This window comes from Pseudomonas sp. TH21 (assembly GCF_016651025.1).
Taxonomy (GTDB): domain Bacteria; phylum Pseudomonadota; class Gammaproteobacteria; order Pseudomonadales; family Pseudomonadaceae; genus Aquipseudomonas; species Aquipseudomonas aylmerensis.
In genome coordinates this window covers 3,357,692-3,376,153 of sequence record NZ_JAEKEQ010000001.1, presented here as the reverse complement: position 1 = coordinate 3,376,153, position 18,462 = coordinate 3,357,692, and the positions used below count along the sequence as shown (strand labels likewise).

The following is an 18,462-nucleotide window of genomic DNA, read 5'->3' as shown; positions in this document are numbered from 1 at the left end:
TATCCAGGCGAGCCAATAGCGGTTACCATTCCAGCGCTCTCAAGAGGATCGATCATGGCCATTTCCCCACCCCTGCCGTCCCGCTGGAACCCTACGTGCTCGCCGATGACCCGGTGCTGGACATGCTCAATACGCGCGCCAATGTCGAAGGCCAGCCTTTCGAGTTCTGGCAACACGATGCGGATGTCGAGCGTTGGCTGGTGCGTCTGGGATGGGCCGAGGAGGGGCGCGTGCCGACGTTTGAGCACGGGGATTTGCTCGCGGCGGCCTTGAAGTTGCGTGAAGTGATTCGGCTGTTACTCGAACAGCGCAAGGCCGGTTCGCAAGGCGACCCCGAGCCCCTCAACGGTTTCCTGCGCAAGGCCGTGAGCCATCCGCAATTGGCGTGGCCGGCGCCCGGTGAACTGCGGCTGGAGCGTCAGCGCAAACTGCAAACCGCTGAACAATTTCTCGCACCGATTGCCGAGGCGGCTGCGGGTTTGCTGGTGAGTGGGGATTTCAACCTGATCCGTACCTGCGAACACCCTGAATGCGTGCTGTGGTTTTACGATCGCACCAAAGCCCACAAGCGCCGCTGGTGCAGCATGGCGTTGTGTGGCAATCGGCATAAGGTTGCGCAGTTTCGCAAGCGCCAGTCGCTCTAGGCTTCGCTTTCGCGCGCAAGCAACTGGCGTTTACGCTCGACGCCCCAGCGGTAGCCCGACACATCGCCATTGCTGCGCACCACGCGATGACAGGGGATCGCCACCGCCAGGCTGTTGGCCCCGCAGGCCTGGGCCACGGCACGAAACGACTTGGGCGCGCCGATACGCTCGGCGATCTGCGCATAGCTGGCCGTGCTGCCCACCGGAATCTCGCGCAGGGCTTGCCAGACCCGTTCCTGAAACGCCGTGCCGCGCAGGTCCAGCGGTAAGTCCAGGCCCAGCGCGGGTGCCTCGATAAACCCGACCACCCGGGCGATCAGTTGCTCGAAACGGCGGTCGGCGCCGACCAGGTTGGCCTTGGGGAATTGATCCTGCAGGTCACGCACCAGTGCGTCCGGATCATCCCCGAGCAGAATGGCGCACACGCCGCGCGTGCTTTGCGCCACTAGGATGGCGCCCAGCGAGCATTGGCCGACGGCGAACAGGATCTCGCTGTTGGTGCCGCCGGCCTTGTAGTCGCTGGGCTTCATACCGAGCAACCGGTTGGCCGACTCGTAAAAGCGGCTGTTGGAATTGAAGCCTGCGTCGTACAGCGCGTCCGTCACCGAATGCTGGCCCTTGAGCCCATCGCGCACTTTGCGTGAGCGGTGGGCGCTGGCGTAGCCCTTGGGGGTCAGGCCGGTCACGCTTTTGAACACGCGGTGGAAATGAAAAGCGCTGAGGCCGGCCTGCGCCGCCAGCGTGTTGAGGCTGGGCGCGGTGTCGGCCGACTCGATGTGCCGGCACGCATCGGCTACCACTTGCGCGTGGTGCGCAGCCAATTGTGTCTGGTCGCCGGCCGCGCGTTTGCTCGGGCGATAACCGGCCGCCTCGGCGTGCGCAGCAGTGTCGAAGAACTCGATATTTTCCGGACGCGGCAACCGCGAGGCGCTGCTGGGGCGGCAATACACGCCGGTGGTCTTCACGCCGTAGACGAACAGCCCATCGGCCTTCGGGTCGCGGGCGAGAATGGCAGCCCAGCGCGGGTCTTGTTCGGTAGTCATGCTCGGCACTCTTGACGGGTTCTGGCCAGATTAGCCCCGCCGCGAGGGCCTGGCACTCCGAAGCTTGCGGTCAAATCAGCCGGCGGCGCGAAAGGTCAGGTTGATGCGCTGCGGGCCCATGACCGGATGTACGCCTTCCTTGATCGGCAGCACCCCATGAAAGCGCAGGCGATCGACGCCGCCCCAGACCACCACGTCGCCATGGAACAGCGAAATCTTCTGGGTCTTGCCGCTGCGTTCATGGCCACCAAACAGGAAAATCGCTGGCAGCCCCAGGGAGACCGACACCACCGGTTCACTGTAGCGGCGTTCGTTTTTGTCCTGGTGCAGGGACATCTTCGCGCCGGGCACATAGCGATTGATCAGGCAGGCATCCGGGCTGAAGTCGACGAAGCCGGCGTCTGCCGCGGCTTCCATGGCCAATTGGCGCAAGGTCTCCGGCATGGACGGCCAGGGCTGCTGGCTACGCGGATCGAGGGGGGTGTAGCGGTAGCCGGTCGCGTCGGTGGTCCAGCCCAGGTCGCCGCAACTGCTCAAGGCCGCCGACATGGTGAAGCCGCCGGGCGTGACCATCTGCCGAAACGGCGATTGGGCCAGCACGCGGCGCAGCTCTGGCAGCAGTCGCTCAATCCAGGGCAGGGCGTAGCCCCTAAGTACATAGGACTCTTCGCCGATCTGCTCGCGCCCAGCCGGTTGCTGCAGGGCGTCCTCGGCGAACAGGTCGGCGGTGGGGCCGGGCATGGCTTACAGCGCCTTGCTCACATTGATGTCGGTGATTTCATCACTGGCATCGTGGATTTTGGCCAGGGCTTGTTTGGCTTCCTCCACGCTATTGGTGTGCAGTTGCGCGAATTCGAAGCGGCGTTCGCCGTTGAGTTTGTACTTGATGACGTATTTGGTAGTGGCAGTCACGATCATTTCCTGGAAAGGGTACGGGTCAGCTCAGTTTCGAGCTGGTACGGCGCACGATGCGAATCTTGTGCGACAGCGCGGGCTTCTTGGTGACGCTGATCGCGCGGCGCGTGACAACGTCGAGGGTAATGTTCCAGAACCCTGTGCTCGGTGCGGTGATCTTGGCAGGGAATTTGTCGAAGGCGCCACCGTGGTAGGTATGGCGGCCGCCATTCTTGAAGCTGCGAAAGTTCGCATCACTCATCAGACGAATATTACAAGTCTGCGAGCATTCGATGACGACAATGTCTCCCTCGTTGAGGTGCTCGCGCTGGTGGATGAATTTCATGCGGGTGTCTCCAGAAGGGCTTTTTCTGAAAAATCAGAACGATACGTAGGTTAAGATAGAGTTTATCAGCCCCAGCGCGTTTATTATCGGCCCGTGTTCGACCGCGTCGACAATTTAAAACAGTTATTTACCGAGTTATCAGGGATAAATCCTACTTGGGCGGGAGAAATTTACCATCCCCGCTGTCGTAGGGTCTTTATCGGAGGTTTTATATGAAGTGGAGTGTGTTGGTTCTGGCCTTGGCGATAGGTGGGTGTGCTTCGGTTGCAGATATCAAGCAGACGCCGCCGACATTGGCTGTCATCTCAGGGAAAAAACCGCAGGAATATGCCGCTTGTGTCGTGCGCAAATTGTCCACCACGCGCCGTCCGCCACAGATCGAGCCGCATAAGGACGGTGTCCAGGTCATCGTGCCGCAGAAGTTCTCGGCGGATCCGTCGGCCATTTTCGAGATCGAAGAGCGCTCCAGTGGCAGCAGCATCAAGCTCTACGAGAGCATGTCCAATGTGCCTATTCGTCCGGGTGACGTGAAGAAGGCTGGCGAAGAGTGCATTTCCGGCTGAAACCGGCCCTTTACCCCGCAAGTTCGAATTCGATAAAAGCCTGACCCTGCCCCTGGCAGCGTCAGGCTTTTTTTGGGTGTTGTTCCTACGCGTTCATTCCCCTACCATTTGTAGGCTTATGCCATAAATGCCTAAGCATATAACTATAAAAATGGAGTCGTGATGATGTCATTGGAACGCATGCTGATGGGCAGCGCGCTGCTGTTGATGTTGGGCAATGCCCACGCGCTGGAGGGGAACAAGATTTTTACCGAGGGAGGATCGCAGCCGGGCGCCATGCCCTGTGTCGCCTGCCATGGCGCTGACGGGCTGGGCATGGCGGCTGCGGGCTTTCCCCGCTTGGCCGGTTTGCCGGCAGCGTACCTGCGTAAACAGCTGGAAGACTTCAAGCGCGCCAGTCGCAGTCATCCGGTGATGCAGCCGGTGGCGAAAGCCCTGACTGACGCGGAAACCGATGCGGTGAGCCAGGCCTTGGCCGCGATGCCCGCGCCTGCGCCGACCGTGGCGCATCGCAGTGACATGCCGAGCAACCCCGCGCAGAAACTCGCCCTGCAGGGCGCATGGGAGCGGCAGATTCCGGCCTGTGTCAGTTGTCATGGACCGGCCGGCAGCGGCGTCGGCGATGCCTTTCCGCCGTTGGCCGGCCAGCCTGCGGCCTACCTGAAGGCGCAATTGTTGGCTTGGCAGGGCGGCAGCCGACACAACGATCCGAATGATCTGATGGGGCACATCGCCAAATCGCTGACGGCAGACGAGGTACAGAGCGTGGCCGAGTATTTCGCGGCGCTCAGCCCGGAGGTGAAGCCATGAAAGCCTTTATGTTGCTCGGAATGCTGGTCGTGTTGCCCGCGCATGCCGCGACCATCGCCATGGAAGACCAGTCGCAACTTCAACCGGCGACCGCCCAGCCGCCAGCCGCGCCTTTCCAGCCACCCCAGGAAAACGAACTGCCTGACAACGCCTACGGCAAGCTGGTCCGGCAAGGCTACGCGTTGTTCGTCGATACCCAGCGGCTCGCGCCACAGTTTGTCGGCAACGGCCTCAATTGCAGCAATTGCCACCTCGACCAGGGACGCCTGGCCAATTCGGCGCCGTTGTGGGGCGCTTACCCGATGTACCCGGCCTATCGAAAGAAGAACGACAAGGTCAACACCTTTGCCGAGCGCTTGCAGGGCTGCTTTCAGTTCAGCATGAATGGCGGTACGCCGCCCGCAGCGGACAGCCCCGAGATCACTGCGCTGTCGGTGTACGCCTATTGGTTGGCCAGCAAGGCGCCCTTGGGCGTCGAGTTGCCGGGGCGCGGCTATCCCGACGTGGCGCAACCGGCCAAAGGTTACGACCTGGCGCAGGGCGCCCAGGTGTACAAAGGGCAGTGTGCGGTGTGTCATGGCGCCGAAGGGCAAGGGCAAAAAGTCGGTGACAGCTACGTGATGCCGCCGCTCTGGGGTAAGGATTCCTACAATTGGGGTGCGGGCATGCACCGAATCAACACGGCGGCGTCCTTCATCAAGCACAACATGCCATTGGGCAAGGGCGGCAGCCTGAGCGATCAGCAGGCGTGGGATGTGGCGGCCTACGTCAACAGCCATGAACGGCCGCAGGACCCGCGCCTGATCGAGGGTTCGGTGGAGAAAACCCGGGTGAAGTTTCATGCCAATGATGGGGTCAATCTCTACGGGCAAACCGTAGATGGCGTGCTGATCGGGCAGGGCATCCGTTAAACTGTCGGCCATTCACTGCAAAAATGCCGCGCAACCCCTGGGTTTGCGCGGCATTGGTCTTTTCCTGGAAATAATCTCATGAAGCGCGAACACGTCAGGGCTCACCACGCCGAGGGTCAGATCTCGGCCACCCATGTCATCCAGAATCCTGCCGACCTGGGTGAGTGGATTGTATTCTTCAAGAAAAGCGGCGGGCGCAGTTTCTTCCTGGTCGATGATCAGGATGAAGTCGAGTCATTCGAGCGCCTGGATGACCTCATCGAGACCATTCGCGGCCTGGGCATCAAGTTCGCCGAAATCCACATGTAGGGCGCGCGTGCCTACTTGCACACCACCACGACGCTGCGGCTCTTGAAGTTGCCGACATCCTTGCCCAGGGTCTTGTCGTCCTCGCTCAGCGCAGGGGTGCCTTCGGTACCGACGATGCGGTAGCCGGTGCCGGCGCAGGACGCATCAGCCTTTTCGTAGCAACTGGCCCAGGAGTTGGCCTCGCCGGAGCAGTCGATTGTCAGGCCTTGTTCACCGTTCTTCAGGTAAACGTCAGAGGTGGTGGTGCAGCCGGCCAGCGCCAGTACCGCAATCAGTGCCAGGATCTTGTTCATGTGGGTTCGTCGTCAAAGGGTGTTGGGAGGGGCGCGCTGACAGTGTCGTTGGGCGTTTTCGGCAGATTATAGCGATCTGCCACCTAGGTACAGACAATCGCAAAAAAGCCCCGTTCAACGGGGCTTCTGGTCGTGTCGCGAGCCTTACTTGCCTTTGGGGCGCTTGCTCGACGCGTGGCCAGCTTCGTCCACAAACACTTCGGCTACCGCAATCGCTTCACGCTCGGTCGCGAACGTCCCTGCGACGCTGTCTCCGTGGAAGTTGATCAAGTGCCAGCCATCTGCTCGCTGAGTGATCAAGTAGCCGTTCACGCCTTTTGGTTCTGACATCTATTAAGAATCTCGTGGTCTGGTTCAAGGGCCTAATGATAGCGCCAAATGTCGCGGGTCAGCGCAAGTTATTCTAGGTCAGTGTTACGGGTTGAAAAGCGTGCTAAAAAGGTTGCAGGCCTTGGTGACGACAAGGTGCAGGCAGTTTTTGCCGTGTTGGTGATAACGCTCTTCGTAAGATAAGCGGAACTTACGCTGACATTTTTTCTCTATGTTGACATCGCAACGCCAGCAGGACCCATTGTAAGGTGACTGCGGCCTGATTAGACTGCGCCGAATTCGTACGCACAGCCCTTTGTAAGGACCCATATGATCAAGAAATGCTTGTTCCCAGCAGCCGGTTACGGCACTCGCTTCTTGCCAGCGACCAAGGCCATGCCCAAAGAGATGCTGCCGGTGGTGAACAAGCCACTGATTCAGTACGGCGTCGAAGAGGCACTGGATGCCGGTCTGAACGAAATCTCCATCGTGACTGGCCGTGGTAAGCGCGCGCTGGAAGACCACTTCGACATCAGCTACGAGCTGGAAAACCAGATCAAGGGCACCGACAAGGAAAAATACCTGGTCGGTATCCGTAAACTGCTCGACGAGTGCTCGTTCTCCTACACCCGTCAGACCCAGATGAAAGGCCTCGGCCACGCCATCCTGACTGGCCGCCCGCTGATCGGTGACGAACCGTTCGCCGTGGTCCTGGCGGATGACCTGTGTGTCAACCTGGAAGGCGACGGTGTGCTGACCCAGATGGTCAAGCTCTACCAGAAGTACCGCTGCACCATCGTTGCAGTCATGGAAGTGAACCCGACCGAAACCAACAAGTACGGCGTTATCGCCGGCGACGACATTGGTGATGGCCTGATCCGCGTTCGCGACATGGTTGAGAAGCCAGCACCGGAAGATGCGCCATCGAACCTGGCGATCATCGGTCGTTACATCCTGACCCCGGACATCTTCAAGTTGATCGAAGAAACCGAGCCAGGCAAAGGCGGCGAGATCCAGATCACCGACGCCCTGCTCAAGCAAGCCAAAGACGGTTGCGTGATTGCCTACAAATTCAAAGGCCAGCGTTTCGACTGCGGTGGCGCTGAAGGCTACATCGAGGCGACCAACTTCTGCTACGAGCACTTCTACAAGACTGGCAAGGCTTACTGATTCACGTTAAGCGTCGCCTGCTCTAAAAAAGCCACCTTCGGGTGGCTTTTTCGTTTTTCAGCCCCATGTAAGTCGGTATGCTGATGTCCTGCCGAGGAGAGTGAAATGGCCTACGATTTTGACCTGTATGTAATTGGCGCCGGTTCCGGCGGTGTTCGCGCGGCGCGCTTTGCTGCGGGCTTTGGCGCCAAGGTGGCCGTGGCGGAAAGCCGCTACCTGGGCGGTACCTGCGTTAACGTCGGCTGCGTGCCGAAAAAACTGCTGGTCTACGGCGCGCACTTTGCCGAGGATTTCGAGCAAGCCAGCGGTTTCGGCTGGTCGCTGGGTGAGGCGAACTTTGATTGGGCGACGCTGATAGCCAACAAGGACCGCGAGATCAATCGCCTCAACGGCATCTACCGTAATCTGCTGGTCAACAGTGGCGTGACGCTGCATGAAGGGCATGCGCGCCTGGTGGATCCGCACCAGGTGGAAATCAATGGCGAGCGCTTCACCGCCAAGCACATCCTGATCGCCACCGGTGGCTGGCCGCAGATTCCGGAGATTGCGGGCCGTGAGCACGCAATCGGTTCGAATGAAGCGTTCTTCCTCAAAGAGCTGCCCAAGCGCGTGCTGGTGGTGGGCGGTGGCTACATTGCCGTCGAGTTCGCCGGGATTTTCCATGGTTTGGGTGCGCAGACCACGCTGCTGTACCGCGGTGACCTGTTCCTGCGCGGCTTCGACGGTTCGGTGCGCACGCACCTGAAAGAAGAATTGACCAAGCGCGGCCTGGATCTGCAATTCAATGCCGACATCGAACGCATCGACAAACAGCCTGATGGCAGCCTCAAGGCGACGCTGAAAGACGGCCGTGTACTGGAAGCTGATTGCGTGTTCTACGCCACCGGCCGCCGCCCGATGCTGGACAACCTCGGGTTGGAGAACACCGCGGTGAAGCTCGACAAGCGGGGCTTTGTCGAAGTCGACGACCTGTACCAGACCGCTGAATCATCGATCCTGGCAATCGGCGATGTGATCGGTCGCGTACAACTGACGCCGGTGGCCCTGGCCGAAGGCATGGCCGTGGCGCGGCGCTTGTTCAAGCCTGAGCAGTATCGCCCGGTGGATTACGCGATGATCCCGACGGCGGTGTTCAGCCTGCCCAACATCGGCACCGTTGGCCTGACCGAAGAGGAGGCCAGGGACAAGGGGCATAAGGTCCAGATCTTTGAAAGCCGCTTCCGTCCGATGAAGTTGACCTTGACCGATTGCCAGGAGAAAACCCTGATGAAGTTGGTGGTCGATGCCGACACCGACAAGGTGCTGGGCTGCCACATGGTCGGCCCGGATGCCGGGGAAATCGTGCAGGGCCTGGCGATCGCGCTCAAGGCGGGCGCGACCAAGCAGCATTTCGACGAGACCATCGGCGTGCATCCTACGGCGGCGGAAGAATTCGTCACCATGCGCACGCCTGTGGCCAACTGATCAGGCGTTGGGTGTTGCCTCTGGCGTCGTTGCAACGACGGCGGCCAGGCGCAACGCCTCTATCGTCGCCTGGGCCTTGATCAGGTCCAGTTCCAGGGTTTTATGGCTGTGTTGCTGTTCGGTCAGCGCGTCCTGGCGTGACTGGCTTTCCAGCACGGCTACGCGCAAACGCTCTTGCAGCAGCGTGCGTTCGCTGTCAATCAGGCTGACCTGTTCGCTCAGCGCGAGCTGTCGAGCCTGATCCTTGCGGCTTTGCTCCTGCAAGGCGCTCAGTTCCTTCGCCGTGACCCGGTGCTCGATCAATAGCCGCTCATTGTCACGGTGCAACTGGGTGATTTCATCCTGACGCACCATGGCGCTTTGCTGGGCCTGGCGCAATTCGGCTTGCAGTTGTTGCAGCTGGCCCTCGTGGCGGCGCTGTTCCTGTTCGCGCTGCTCCTTGATGGCGTTGCGGTAGTGCTCCAGCGCATCGCGGGCGTGCAGGTGCTTTTCTTCCAGTGAACGAATCTGTTCGTCCTTGTCATTGATGCGTAGCTCGTAATCGCTGCAGGCCTGGCTGAGCCCGGCGTTGCGGGTTTGCTCGGTCTGCAGGCTGGTGCTGGCGGTTTGCAGGGCTGCGCTTTCTTCCGCCAGGGCGGCGGCCTGGATATCAAATTGCTGCTGGAGCTGGCCTTGGGCTTCTTCAAGTGCCTCTACCTGGGCGAGCAGGGCGGTTTTCTGCTGCTCGAACTGCGCCAGGGCCAGGTCGATGGGCTCCTGGGCCTTGTCTTTCAGGCGCTGGGCCAGGCGCGCAACCAGCTCGCCAAGCTCATCATCAATCGGCGCCTCGGTAATGGTGAGGCGGCTTTCACTGTCGTCCAGCTCCTTCAAATAGCGATGAATCGTGGTTTTCGAGCCGGTATTGCCCATTTCGATGCGTACTGCATCGATGCTGGGGTTTTCGCCACGGGCGAGGATTGCCAGGCGTGCCGTTTGAACTACTGCTTTGTTGATCCCGCCGCGAGCCATGGGGTCTCCGTCGATTTAGTACTGTGGTATGTAGTATGTATATACGTACTATAACATGAATGAAATCACCTTTAAATTCATGATTTAACAGATGGGATATTGGCGTATTATCCCGTGCCATAGCCGTTTTGGTTGCCGACACACCCCATAGCCGTACGAATAGGCCCTGCATGAGCGATCTGGATCGTTACCTCAACGCGGCAACCCGCGATAACACGCGCCGCAGCTATCGCGCGGCGATCAAGCATTTCGAGGTGAGTTGGGGTGGGTTCCTGCCGGCCACCAGTGACAGCGTCGCGCGGTATCTGGTGGCGCATGCCGGGGTGCTGGCAGTCAACACCTTGAAGCTGCGGCTCTCGGCGTTAGCGCAATGGCACACCAGCCAGGGGTTTCCCGACCCGACCAAGGCGCCGGTGGTGCGCAAGGTGCTCAAGGGTATCCGCGCCGTGCACCCTGCGCAGGAAAAGCAGGCTGAGCCGCTGCAGCTCCAGCAGCTGGAGCAGGTGGTGGCGTCTCTCGACGCCGAGGCTGCCCGCGCCAGCGCCGATCAGGATCAGCCGCGCCTGCTGCGCGCCAAGCGCGACACCGCGTTGATCCTGCTGGGCTTCTGGCGCGGCTTTCGCAGCGATGAGCTGTGCCGCCTGCAGATCGAACACGTACGCGCCACCCCCGGTGCGGGGATCAGCCTGTATCTGCCACGCAGTAAAAGCGACCGCGACAACCTCGGCAAAACCTACCAGACCCCGGCGCTGCTACGCCTGTGCCCGGTGCAGGCCTACAGCGAATGGCTCAGCGCCTCGGCCCTGGTGCGTGGTCCGGTGTTTCGCGGGATTGATCGCTGGGGCAACCTGGGCGAGGAGGGCTTGCACCCCAACAGTGTGATTCCACTATTGCGCCAGGCGCTGGAGCGCGCCGGCCTGCCTGCCGAGCAGTACACCAGCCACTCGCTGCGGCGCGGCTTTGCCACGTGGGCGCATCGCAGCGGCTGGGACTTGAAGTCATTGATGAGTTACGTCGGTTGGAGCGACATGAAATCTGCCATGCGCTATGTTGAAGCGACGCCCTTTCTCGGCATGACCTTGGCGACGCAACCGCTGCTTTGAGATTTCTTCTATTAATACAGTTACCTGATAGGGAAAACCAATCGTCAGCATCAGGTTTGCCAATGAGCCAACCGCCGAGAAGGTGGGTAGGATTCACCTCATCAACTTCTTAACCCCTGACGGAGAGTCAACGATGCCTATCATCAACAGCCAAGTAAAACCGTTCAAAGCTACCGCATACAAAAACGGCAACTTCGTAGACGTGTCGGACGCTGACCTGAAAGGCAAATGGTCGGTAGTCTTCTTCTACCCAGCCGACTTCACCTTCGTTTGCCCAACCGAACTGGAAGACCTGGCTGACAACTACGCCGAATTCCAGAAACTGGGCGTCGAAATCTACAGCGTTTCCACCGACACCCACTTTGCCCACGCTGCCTGGCACAACACCTCGCCAGCCATCGGCAAAATCCAGTACACCATGATCGGCGACCCAACCCTGACCATCTCGCGCAACTTCGACGTGCTGATCGAAGAAGCTGGCCTGGCAGACCGTGGCACCTTCGTGATCAACCCAGAAGGTCAGATCAAGATCGTTGAGCTGAACGACGGTGGTGTTGGCCGTGACGCTTCCGAGCTGCTGCGCAAAATCAAGGCTGCCCAGTACGTTGCTGCCCACCCAGGCGAAGTGTGCCCAGCCAAGTGGACAGAAGGCGAAGCCACCCTGGCTCCGTCCCTGGACCTGGTCGGCAAGATCTAAGTCTGTGAAGTATCAAGGGCGGGTTACCGCACTTAAGTAAGCTGCATCCGCCCTCAAAACGCCCGGGCGAGATTCGCTCGGGCGTTTTTTTGTCTGCAATAAACCGAATTAATAGGAAATCGCCCGTATGTTGGACGCCAATCTTAAAGCTCAGTTGAAGTCATACCTGGAACGGGTCACCCAGCCGATCGAGATCGTCGCCTCCCTCGACGACGGTGCGAAATCCCAGGAAATGCTGGCCCTTTTGCAAGATGTAACCAGCCTCTCCACGCTGATTACCCTGATCACCGATGGCAACGATGCGCGCAAGCCTTCGTTCTCCATCAACCGCCCGGGTGCCGATATCAGCCTGCGTTTCGCCGGCATCCCCATGGGCCATGAATTCACTTCGTTGGTGCTGGCCCTGCTGCAAGTCGGTGGCCACCCGTCGAAGGCCAGTGTCGAAGTGATTGAACAGATCCGTGCGCTCAAGGGCGAGTTCAGTTTCGAGACGTACTTCTCGCTGTCGTGCCAGAACTGCCCGGACGTGGTCCAGGCGCTGAACCTGATGGCCGTACTCAACCCGAACATCCGCCACGTCGCCATCGACGGCGCGCTGTTCCAGGCTGAAGTCGACGAGCGCCAGATCATGGCGGTGCCAAGTGTCTACCTCAACGGTGTGAACTTTGGCCAGGGCCGTATGGGCCTGGAAGAAATCCTCGCCAAGCTCGACACGAGTGGCATCGAAAAGGCTGCCGAAAAAATCAGCGCCAAAGACGCCTTTGATGTGCTGGTGGTCGGCGGTGGCCCAGCCGGTTCTGCGGCGGCTATCTACGCCGCACGTAAAGGTATCCGCACCGGTGTAGCGGCGGAGCGTTTCGGCGGCCAGGTGCTGGACACCATGTCCATCGAGAACTTCATCTCGGTGCAGGAAACCGAAGGCCCGAAACTCGCCAGCGCCCTCGAGGCCCACGTGCGTCAGTACGACGTGGACATCATGAACCTGCAGCGCGCCAGCAGCCTGGTGCCAGCTAAAAATGCCGGCGACCTGCACGAAATCCGCTTCGAAAGCGGTGCGACCCTGAAGTCCAAGACCGTCATCCTGGCGACCGGCGCGCGCTGGCGCGAGATGGGTGTGCCAGGCGAGCAGGAATACAAAGCCAAGGGCGTATGCTTCTGCCCGCACTGCGATGGCCCGCTGTTCAAGGGCAAGCGCGTGGCGGTGATCGGCGGCGGTAACTCCGGCGTTGAAGCGGCCATCGACCTGGCCGGTATTGTCAGCCACGTGACCTTGCTCGAGTTCGACAGCAAGCTGCGCGCCGATGCGGTTCTGCAGCGCAAGCTGTACAGCCTGCCCAACGTTGATGTGATCACCAGCGCGCTGACCAGTGAAGTCAAAGGTGACGGCCAGAAAGTGACCGGCCTGGCCTACAAGGACCGTGACAGCGGCGAGTTCAAGACCATCGACCTGGAAGGGATCTTTGTCCAGATCGGCTTGCTGCCTAACACCGACTGGCTCAAAGGCACTGTCGAGCTGTCGCCCCGTGGCGAGATCATTGTCGACGCCCGTGGCGAGACTTCACTGCCAGGCGTATTCGCCGCCGGCGACGTCACGACCGTGCCGTACAAGCAGATCGTGATTGCCGTAGGCGAGGGCGCGAAGGCTTCCCTGAGCGCTTTCGATCACCTGATCCGCACCTCCGCCCCGGCGTAAATCCGGCGCCGCAAATGAAAAACCCCATGAGCGATCATGGGGTTTTTTATTGCGTGGGGCTTTTACAGCGGCGCTGGCTGAATGATCTCGACCCAGTACGCGTCCGGGTCCTTGATGAACGCCAGGCTCTTCATGCGGCCATCGCTCAGGCGTTTCTGGAAGTCGCAGCCCAAGGCTTCGAAGCGTTCGCACGCGGCCACGATATCCGGCACCGAGATGCAGATATGGCCAAAACCACGCGGGTCGGTGTTGCCATTGTGGTAGGCGAAGTCGGCGTCGTTTTCGGTGCCGTGGTTGTGGGTCAGTTCGAGGATGCCCGGGATCGACTTCATCCATTCGGTCCGTTGTGCGGCATCGGCCGGGATCTGGGATTTGTCGACCAGGGCCAGGAAGTACAGGCTGAATTCGGCTTCCGGGAAGTCGCGTTTCTCAACCAGGGAAAAACCCAGGACGCGGGTGTAGAAATCCAGCGACTTGGTGATGTCCTTGACCCGCAACATGGTGTGGTTGAACACAAAGTTTGCAGTGGCGGTGTCAGGTTGGGCGGTGACGCCCGGGAAGGTGTTCAATTCGTGCAGGCTCATGGGCCCTCCAGAAAAAAATGGGGCAAACGCGGCTCCAGTGAAAAGCGAGGAGCGATCCCTTGGCTTGCGGCAGGCATCCGTGCAGCCGAGCCATGATACGCAAGGCTCGGCGACGGCGCCAAATGAAAAAGCCGCTGCAAGCCTTGCGAGCTGCGGGTGGCGGGCTCACACTTTGTCGCTTGAACCTTGGGTATTTGTCGCAATGATCGAATTTCGTAAACCGCTGTTGAGTGCCGTATGCGTGCTGTTGGCCAGCCCCGTGGTCATGGCGGCCGATCCGGAAATCCATTGGCCCAGCGGCTGGCAAGTGGAAGAAGTCGTGCCTGACGACCAGGCCCCGGCAGCGCCCGCTACGGTGTCGCGCCAACGGGCGATCAAGAACGATGAAAACGGTACGACCTTGATGGTCATGGAACTGACCGGCACCCCCATCGAGGCCGGGCATAAAGTTAATCTTCAGGGCGTATTGCTGGAAATGCGCAAATCCATCCAGAAGGACTTTGCCCAAGGTGGCTATCAAAGCGTCTGCACCAAGATGCACCCAACAACATTGAGCCGACTTGACGCGCTGGAAACTACTTGTGTGATTACCGAGAACGGACGACACGTGCTGTCACAAACATTGGTGGGCGCTGTTGATACCGATAAGGCCTATGTTTTTTCATATGCGGGGCAGGCGCAAACCTACGAAGCGAGCAAGGATGAAGTCAGTTCGGTGCGCGACAGCCTGAAACTTTAAATCGGTTATGTCGATCGATCTTGAATACGGTGAAATGTTATTTAAGTTTGCGTTCGAATCCTCCAATAAAAAAGCCCCGCATCGGCGGGGCTCTTTATGGGTAGTGCCTGATCACTTGCGCAGCCATGACTCTACAGTGGCTGCACCGTGCTCTTCTTTCCAGGCCTTGAGGCCGCGGTGGTTGCCGCCTTTGGTCTCGATCAGCTCGCCGGTGTGCGGGTTCTGGTAGACCTTGACGACGCGTGCGCGGCGCTGTTTTGGTGCGGCGGTGGCTGCAGCGCTGGTCTTGCCCAGGTTAGGGTCAAGGATGGCGATGATGTCACGCAGGCTCTTGCCGTAAGTCTTCATCAGGCCCTGGAGCTTTTCTTCGAATTCGATTTCTTTTTTCAGGCCGGCGTCGTTCTTCAGGGATTCCAGCTGGGCGAGCTGCTCTTGAAGGGCTTTTTCTGCTGCGCGAAATTCGGCGAGTCTGGACAAAATAGGTACTCCAATAGTGTTGTTGGCTGATATCAATTACAGACAAAGCTATAAGCCAAGCGCTTTAAGGCAACTCAGGAAAGACGCCTTCCTGCGAGTTCTGCACAGGCAGGAAAAATTGTAGTAGTTAATGCGCTACGAGTAAATCACGTCTTTTGTATTACTTACATTATTTCAACCTGTCTAGTACCGGGCTATTCATTGGTGGCCCAGGGATTTAATCAATTCATCGCTGGGCACAGGCTTTCCGAACAGGTAACCCTGCAGGAAATCCACGCCACGCGCCGCCAGGTATTCGCATTGCTCGACTGTTTCCACGCCTTCGGCAACGATGCCCAGATCGAGCTTGCCGGACAGTTCTATGATGCTGTCGAGAATATGCCGGGAGAGTGCATCGGCGCCGATCATGGCGACAAAACTCTGATCAATCTTCAAATAGTCCACATTGAAGTTGCGCAAGTAGCCCAGGCTGGAATGGCCCGTACCGAAGTCGTCAATGGCGATCATCACCCCCAGTTCATGCAACGCATCGAACAGGCGGCGGGTAATATCCGTGGGTTCGATCAGCTCGCGCTCGGTCAACTCCAGTACCAGGGTAACCTGGCCAACAGGAAAGGCTGCCAGAAACTCTCGGCAATCGTCCACCAGCGCCAGGTCCTGGCAGTGGCGGGCGGTAATATTCACGCCAATATGAAAACCCGGGCTGAAGCGCGCCGCGTGGGGTGCCAGTTGCGCGGCGGTCTGGCGGAGCAGGGCGCGCGTCATCGGCACAATCAGCCCGCACTCCTCGGCGAGTGGAATAAACAGATCCGGCCGTACCAGGCCTTCCTTCGGGTGTTTCCAGCGCATCAGCACTTCACAGCCCGCCCACTCCCGCGTGTCGCCGCGTACCACGGGCTGGAAGTACGGGATGAATTCATTCGCCCCCAGCGCCCGTTGTAATTCATGGGTTGGCGCGGTCACGCGCTTTTGCAGGGCGTGCGCGAGGACGCCGGCCAACAGGCCAAAAAACACCACCAGGCTGAACATCGCAGGGTATCGGTCCTGCATATAGCGCCACACCTCACCGGCCGGCATACCGGCGTCGACACTGTAGCGATAGCGCTCGGACGCCAGGTGATGATGGGCCACGGCAAACACCGGTACCTGCGTGTTGCGCACTTTGCCGTCGCCACCGAGCCAGTTGGGCCCGACCTGCAGGATCAGATTCGCATAACGGCTGATCAGGCGCAGCGCGTTGGTCAGGTGGTAGCCGTCGATCGAGGCAAACGCGGCCTTGTCGCCCTCCACCAGGCGGTACACCAGCAAGGCCGTATCCGGCGTCACCGGGTTGCCGTTCATCAACCACAGCCTCCCATCCACGTAGTCATCCGGGTTCACCCGCGACTCGTACTGGCTGCCGAACAGCGAACTGCAATAGATATTTTTCTGCCAGGACAATGTGGTTGCGCGCACAAACGGCCGGCGTGTGACCTGCTCGCGCAATGCCAGTTGCGCACTGCTGTCGCACGGCTGCCCGGCGAGTGGCAGCAATTCCTGGGCGGCGAGGGCGGTGTTGTCGAGCATCAGGTCGAATTGGCGCACAGCTTCCTGCGCGGTCTGCGCGGTGCTTTTCTCAAGGGTGCGTTCGGCTTGCCAGTGCAGGATGAGCACACCGAGCAGGATGGGCAGCAGCCCGCACAGCACACTGATCGAATGGCGAGTGAAGGACTTTCGAGGGCCTGTGACAGTCAGGGGCATGAATTCCGGGCCTGTTGCGCGAGAGGGCGGTGACGGTAGGGCAGTCAGGGATGCCCGGATGATAGACGGCCCGGTTCAAATATGCTCGTCAGCCCCAGCGATTCTGCGATCTCGATAAAGGCCAGGGCGGCAGGCGAGGACTGCCGGCGGTCCAGCACCGCCAAGCCGATACGGCGCAACACCCGGGCGACAGGCGCCGGTATACGTAGCGCGGGTCAAGACCGCGCGGCAACGCTGCAGCGCAGTTACCTATGCAACAAACCGCTTGCGCAGGCCAAGGCAATAGGGATTTGATGAAGACTGCGGACAAACACGGTTACGCTGTGTAGAATCGATTTACGCATACAAGAATATGGACTTGCGCTCACGCAAGCCTCGGCCGTCAGAGACTGATGACACCATGAAGCTACTCGGCTCCCCCCTCATCTTTGGTGATTTCCTCGCCCGCAGTGTGCGAGGCCTTTCCTGCGCGCCTCCCTTCGACCTCATCCTTGCTCGCAACTAATCAATTGCTACCCAACAAGAATGATGAGGCACCGAACATGACCGACCATTTAGACAACCCAATGGGCCTGATGGGCTTTGAATTCATCGAATTCGCATCGCCGACCCCGGGCACCCTGGAGCCGATCTTCGAGATCATGGGCTTCACCAAGGTCGCGACCCACCGCTCCAAGAATGTGCACCTGTACCGCCAGGGCGAGATCAACCTGATCCTCAACAACGAGCCCAACAGCATTGCCTCCTACTTCGCGGCGGAGCATGGCCCGTCGGTGTGCGGCATGGCGTTTCGCGTCAAGGATTCGCAGCAAGCCTACAACCGCGCGCTGGAGCTGGGTGCGCAGCCGATCCATATCGAAACCGGCCCGATGGAACTGAACCTGCCGGCGATCAAAGGCATCGGCGGCGCGCCGCTGTACCTGATCGACCGCTTCGGTGAAGGCAGCTCGATCTATGACATCGACTTTGTCTACCTCGACGGCGTAGACCGCAACCCGGTCGGTGCCGGCCTCAAGGTCATCGACCACCTGACCCACAACGTGTATCGCGGCCGCATGGTCTACTGGGCCAACTTCTACGAGAAACTGTTCAACTTCCGTGAGGCGCGCTACTTCGACATCAAGGGTGAATACACCGGTCTGACGTCCAAGGCCATGAGTGCACCGGACGGCATGATCCGCATCCCGCTGAACGAAGAGTCGTCCAAGGGTGCCGGGCAGATCGAAGAGTTCCTCATGCAGTTCAACGGCGAGGGCATCCAGCACGTGGCGTTCCTCACCGACGACCTGGTCAAGACCTGGGACGCGCTGAAGGGCATCGGCATGCGCTTCATGACCGCACCGCCAGACACCTACTACGAAATGCTCGAAGGCCGCCTGCCGGGCCACGGTGAGCCGGTCGATCAACTGCAATCGCGCGGCATCCTGCTGGACGGCTCGTCGATTGAAGGCGACAAGCGCCTGTTGCTGCAAATCTTCTCGGAGACCCTGATGGGCCCGGTGTTCTTCGAGTTCATCCAGCGCAAGGGTGATGATGGCTTTGGCGAAGGCAACTTCAAGGCGCTGTTCGAATCCATCGAGCGTGACCAGGTGCGTCGTGGTGTACTGACCGCCGACTGAGGTTAAAAAAGCCCGGCCGGGATTGCTCCTGGCCGGGCTTTTTATT

At 59.7% G+C, this 18,462-nt stretch carries 22 protein-coding genes and 1 pseudogene; 12 read left to right on the top strand and 11 right to left on the bottom strand.

Annotation, left to right across the window (positions count from 1 at the left end):
* Positions 1–95: 95 nt before the first annotated feature.
* Positions 96–644: a CGNR zinc finger domain-containing protein gene (locus tag JFU04_RS14695; protein WP_342389444.1), complete on the top strand. Its 549-nt coding sequence runs from the start codon at positions 96–98 to the stop codon at positions 642–644.
* Here JFU04_RS14695 and ada read toward each other — a convergent pair.
* The 4 genes from ada to JFU04_RS14675 form a co-directional block, all read right to left on the bottom strand.
* The gene (gene ada, locus JFU04_RS14690) at positions 641–1,687 is read right to left on the bottom strand and encodes a bifunctional DNA-binding transcriptional regulator/O6-methylguanine-DNA methyltransferase Ada (RefSeq protein WP_201144565.1); all 1,047 of its coding nucleotides are present in this window, start codon (positions 1,685–1,687) and stop codon (positions 641–643) included. The two genes, JFU04_RS14695 and ada, sit on opposite strands and share 4 nt — an antisense overlap.
* A gap of 75 nt (positions 1,688–1,762) precedes the next feature.
* Positions 1,763–2,428, bottom strand: coding sequence for a DNA oxidative demethylase AlkB (gene alkB, locus JFU04_RS14685; RefSeq protein WP_201144563.1), 666 nt, complete (start codon positions 2,426–2,428; stop codon positions 1,763–1,765).
* Between the two features lie 3 nt (positions 2,429–2,431).
* Positions 2,432–2,599 (bottom strand): hypothetical protein, encoded by a 168-nt coding sequence (locus JFU04_RS14680; protein WP_098467678.1) that lies wholly within the window; start codon positions 2,597–2,599, stop codon positions 2,432–2,434.
* A gap of 25 nt (positions 2,600–2,624) precedes the next feature.
* Positions 2,625–2,927 carry a DUF1883 domain-containing protein gene (locus JFU04_RS14675; protein ID WP_065905452.1) on the bottom strand — a complete coding sequence of 101 codons (303 nt, stop codon included), beginning with the start codon at positions 2,925–2,927 and terminating at the stop codon, positions 2,625–2,627.
* A 212-nt stretch (positions 2,928–3,139) separates the two neighbouring features.
* On the opposite strand from JFU04_RS14675, the gene JFU04_RS14670 reads away from it, so the two are divergent.
* The 4 genes from JFU04_RS14670 (at position 3,140) to JFU04_RS14655 (ending at position 5,520) form a co-directional block, all read left to right on the top strand.
* Positions 3,140–3,490, top strand: a complete 351-nt coding sequence (locus JFU04_RS14670) for a hypothetical protein (RefSeq protein WP_065905451.1) — start codon at positions 3,140–3,142, stop codon at positions 3,488–3,490.
* Between the two features lie 162 nt (positions 3,491–3,652).
* Positions 3,653–4,300 carry a c-type cytochrome gene (locus JFU04_RS14665; RefSeq protein ID WP_201144561.1) on the top strand — a complete coding sequence of 216 codons (648 nt, stop codon included), beginning with the start codon at positions 3,653–3,655 and terminating at the stop codon, positions 4,298–4,300.
* Positions 4,297–5,211: a c-type cytochrome gene (locus JFU04_RS14660; RefSeq protein WP_106803784.1), complete on the top strand. Its 915-nt coding sequence runs from the start codon at positions 4,297–4,299 to the stop codon at positions 5,209–5,211. Before JFU04_RS14665 ends, JFU04_RS14660 begins: the two co-directional genes overlap by 4 nt.
* Positions 5,212–5,289: 78 nt before the next feature.
* A complete protein-coding gene (locus JFU04_RS14655; protein WP_065905448.1) occupies positions 5,290–5,520 on the top strand; it encodes a hypothetical protein in 231 nt (76 codons plus the stop codon).
* A gap of 11 nt (positions 5,521–5,531) precedes the next feature.
* Here JFU04_RS14655 and JFU04_RS14650 read toward each other — a convergent pair whose 3' ends face one another.
* Together JFU04_RS14650 and JFU04_RS14645 are read right to left on the bottom strand one after the other, a co-directional pair.
* Positions 5,532–5,813: a hypothetical protein gene (locus JFU04_RS14650; protein ID WP_065905447.1), complete on the bottom strand. Its 282-nt coding sequence runs from the start codon at positions 5,811–5,813 to the stop codon at positions 5,532–5,534.
* 144 nt (positions 5,814–5,957) lie between these two features.
* The gene (locus tag JFU04_RS14645; RefSeq protein ID WP_016969599.1) at positions 5,958–6,143 is read right to left on the bottom strand and encodes a hypothetical protein; all 186 of its coding nucleotides are present in this window, start codon (positions 6,141–6,143) and stop codon (positions 5,958–5,960) included.
* A 309-nt stretch (positions 6,144–6,452) separates the two neighbouring features.
* Here JFU04_RS14645 and galU point away from each other — a divergent pair, with 309 nt between their 5' ends.
* On the top strand, positions 6,453–7,292 hold the full coding sequence (gene galU, locus JFU04_RS14640; RefSeq protein ID WP_003173830.1) for a UTP--glucose-1-phosphate uridylyltransferase GalU: 840 nt from the start codon (positions 6,453–6,455) through the stop codon (positions 7,290–7,292).
* A gap of 105 nt (positions 7,293–7,397) precedes the next feature.
* Positions 7,398–8,756 (top strand): glutathione-disulfide reductase, encoded by a 1,359-nt coding sequence (gene gorA / locus JFU04_RS14635; RefSeq protein WP_106803785.1) that lies wholly within the window; start codon positions 7,398–7,400, stop codon positions 8,754–8,756.
* Here the strand turns inward: gorA and JFU04_RS14630 are convergent, their stop codons facing one another.
* Positions 8,757–9,764 carry a DNA-binding protein gene (locus tag JFU04_RS14630; protein WP_120448666.1) on the bottom strand — a complete coding sequence of 336 codons (1,008 nt, stop codon included), beginning with the start codon at positions 9,762–9,764 and terminating at the stop codon, positions 8,757–8,759. It lies immediately after the preceding gene.
* Positions 9,765–9,934: 170 nt separating this feature from the next.
* On the opposite strand from JFU04_RS14630, the gene JFU04_RS14625 reads away from it, so the two are divergent.
* The 3 genes from JFU04_RS14625 to ahpF all read left to right on the top strand — a co-directional run bounded on the left by JFU04_RS14625 (position 9,935) and on the right by ahpF (position 13,257).
* Positions 9,935–10,867 (top strand): site-specific integrase, encoded by a 933-nt coding sequence (locus JFU04_RS14625; RefSeq protein ID WP_201144559.1) that lies wholly within the window; start codon positions 9,935–9,937, stop codon positions 10,865–10,867.
* 133 nt (positions 10,868–11,000) lie between these two features.
* The gene (gene ahpC, locus JFU04_RS14620; protein WP_201144557.1) at positions 11,001–11,564 is read left to right on the top strand and encodes an alkyl hydroperoxide reductase subunit C; all 564 of its coding nucleotides are present in this window, start codon (positions 11,001–11,003) and stop codon (positions 11,562–11,564) included.
* 127 nt (positions 11,565–11,691) lie between these two features.
* A complete protein-coding gene (ahpF, locus tag JFU04_RS14615) occupies positions 11,692–13,257 on the top strand; it encodes an alkyl hydroperoxide reductase subunit F (RefSeq protein ID WP_065905443.1) in 1,566 nt (521 codons plus the stop codon).
* A gap of 62 nt (positions 13,258–13,319) precedes the next feature.
* Here ahpF and gloA read toward each other — a convergent pair whose 3' ends face one another.
* Positions 13,320–13,841, bottom strand: coding sequence for a lactoylglutathione lyase (gene gloA / locus JFU04_RS14610; protein ID WP_201144555.1), 522 nt, complete (start codon positions 13,839–13,841; stop codon positions 13,320–13,322).
* A gap of 202 nt (positions 13,842–14,043) precedes the next feature.
* On the opposite strand from gloA, the gene JFU04_RS14605 reads away from it, so the two are divergent.
* A complete protein-coding gene (locus tag JFU04_RS14605; protein ID WP_120448664.1) occupies positions 14,044–14,580 on the top strand; it encodes a DUF4946 domain-containing protein in 537 nt (178 codons plus the stop codon).
* A gap of 111 nt (positions 14,581–14,691) precedes the next feature.
* Here JFU04_RS14605 and JFU04_RS14600 read toward each other — a convergent pair whose 3' ends face one another.
* The 3 genes and pseudogenes from JFU04_RS14600 to JFU04_RS30260 all read right to left on the bottom strand — a co-directional run.
* Positions 14,692–15,057, bottom strand: a complete 366-nt coding sequence (locus tag JFU04_RS14600; protein WP_106803789.1) for a histone-like nucleoid-structuring protein, MvaT/MvaU family — start codon at positions 15,055–15,057, stop codon at positions 14,692–14,694.
* A gap of 198 nt (positions 15,058–15,255) precedes the next feature.
* Positions 15,256–16,797, bottom strand: a complete 1,542-nt coding sequence (locus tag JFU04_RS14595; protein ID WP_201144553.1) for an EAL domain-containing protein — start codon at positions 16,795–16,797, stop codon at positions 15,256–15,258.
* A gap of 44 nt (positions 16,798–16,841) precedes the next feature.
* A pseudogene (locus JFU04_RS30260) lies at positions 16,842–17,032 on the bottom strand (LysR family transcriptional regulator); the annotation flags it as partial.
* A gap of 307 nt (positions 17,033–17,339) precedes the next feature.
* Here JFU04_RS30260 and hppD point away from each other — a divergent pair.
* Positions 17,340–18,416 (top strand): 4-hydroxyphenylpyruvate dioxygenase, encoded by a 1,077-nt coding sequence (gene hppD, locus JFU04_RS14590; protein ID WP_201144551.1) that lies wholly within the window; start codon positions 17,340–17,342, stop codon positions 18,414–18,416.
* The last annotated feature ends 46 nt before the right edge of the window (positions 18,417–18,462 follow it).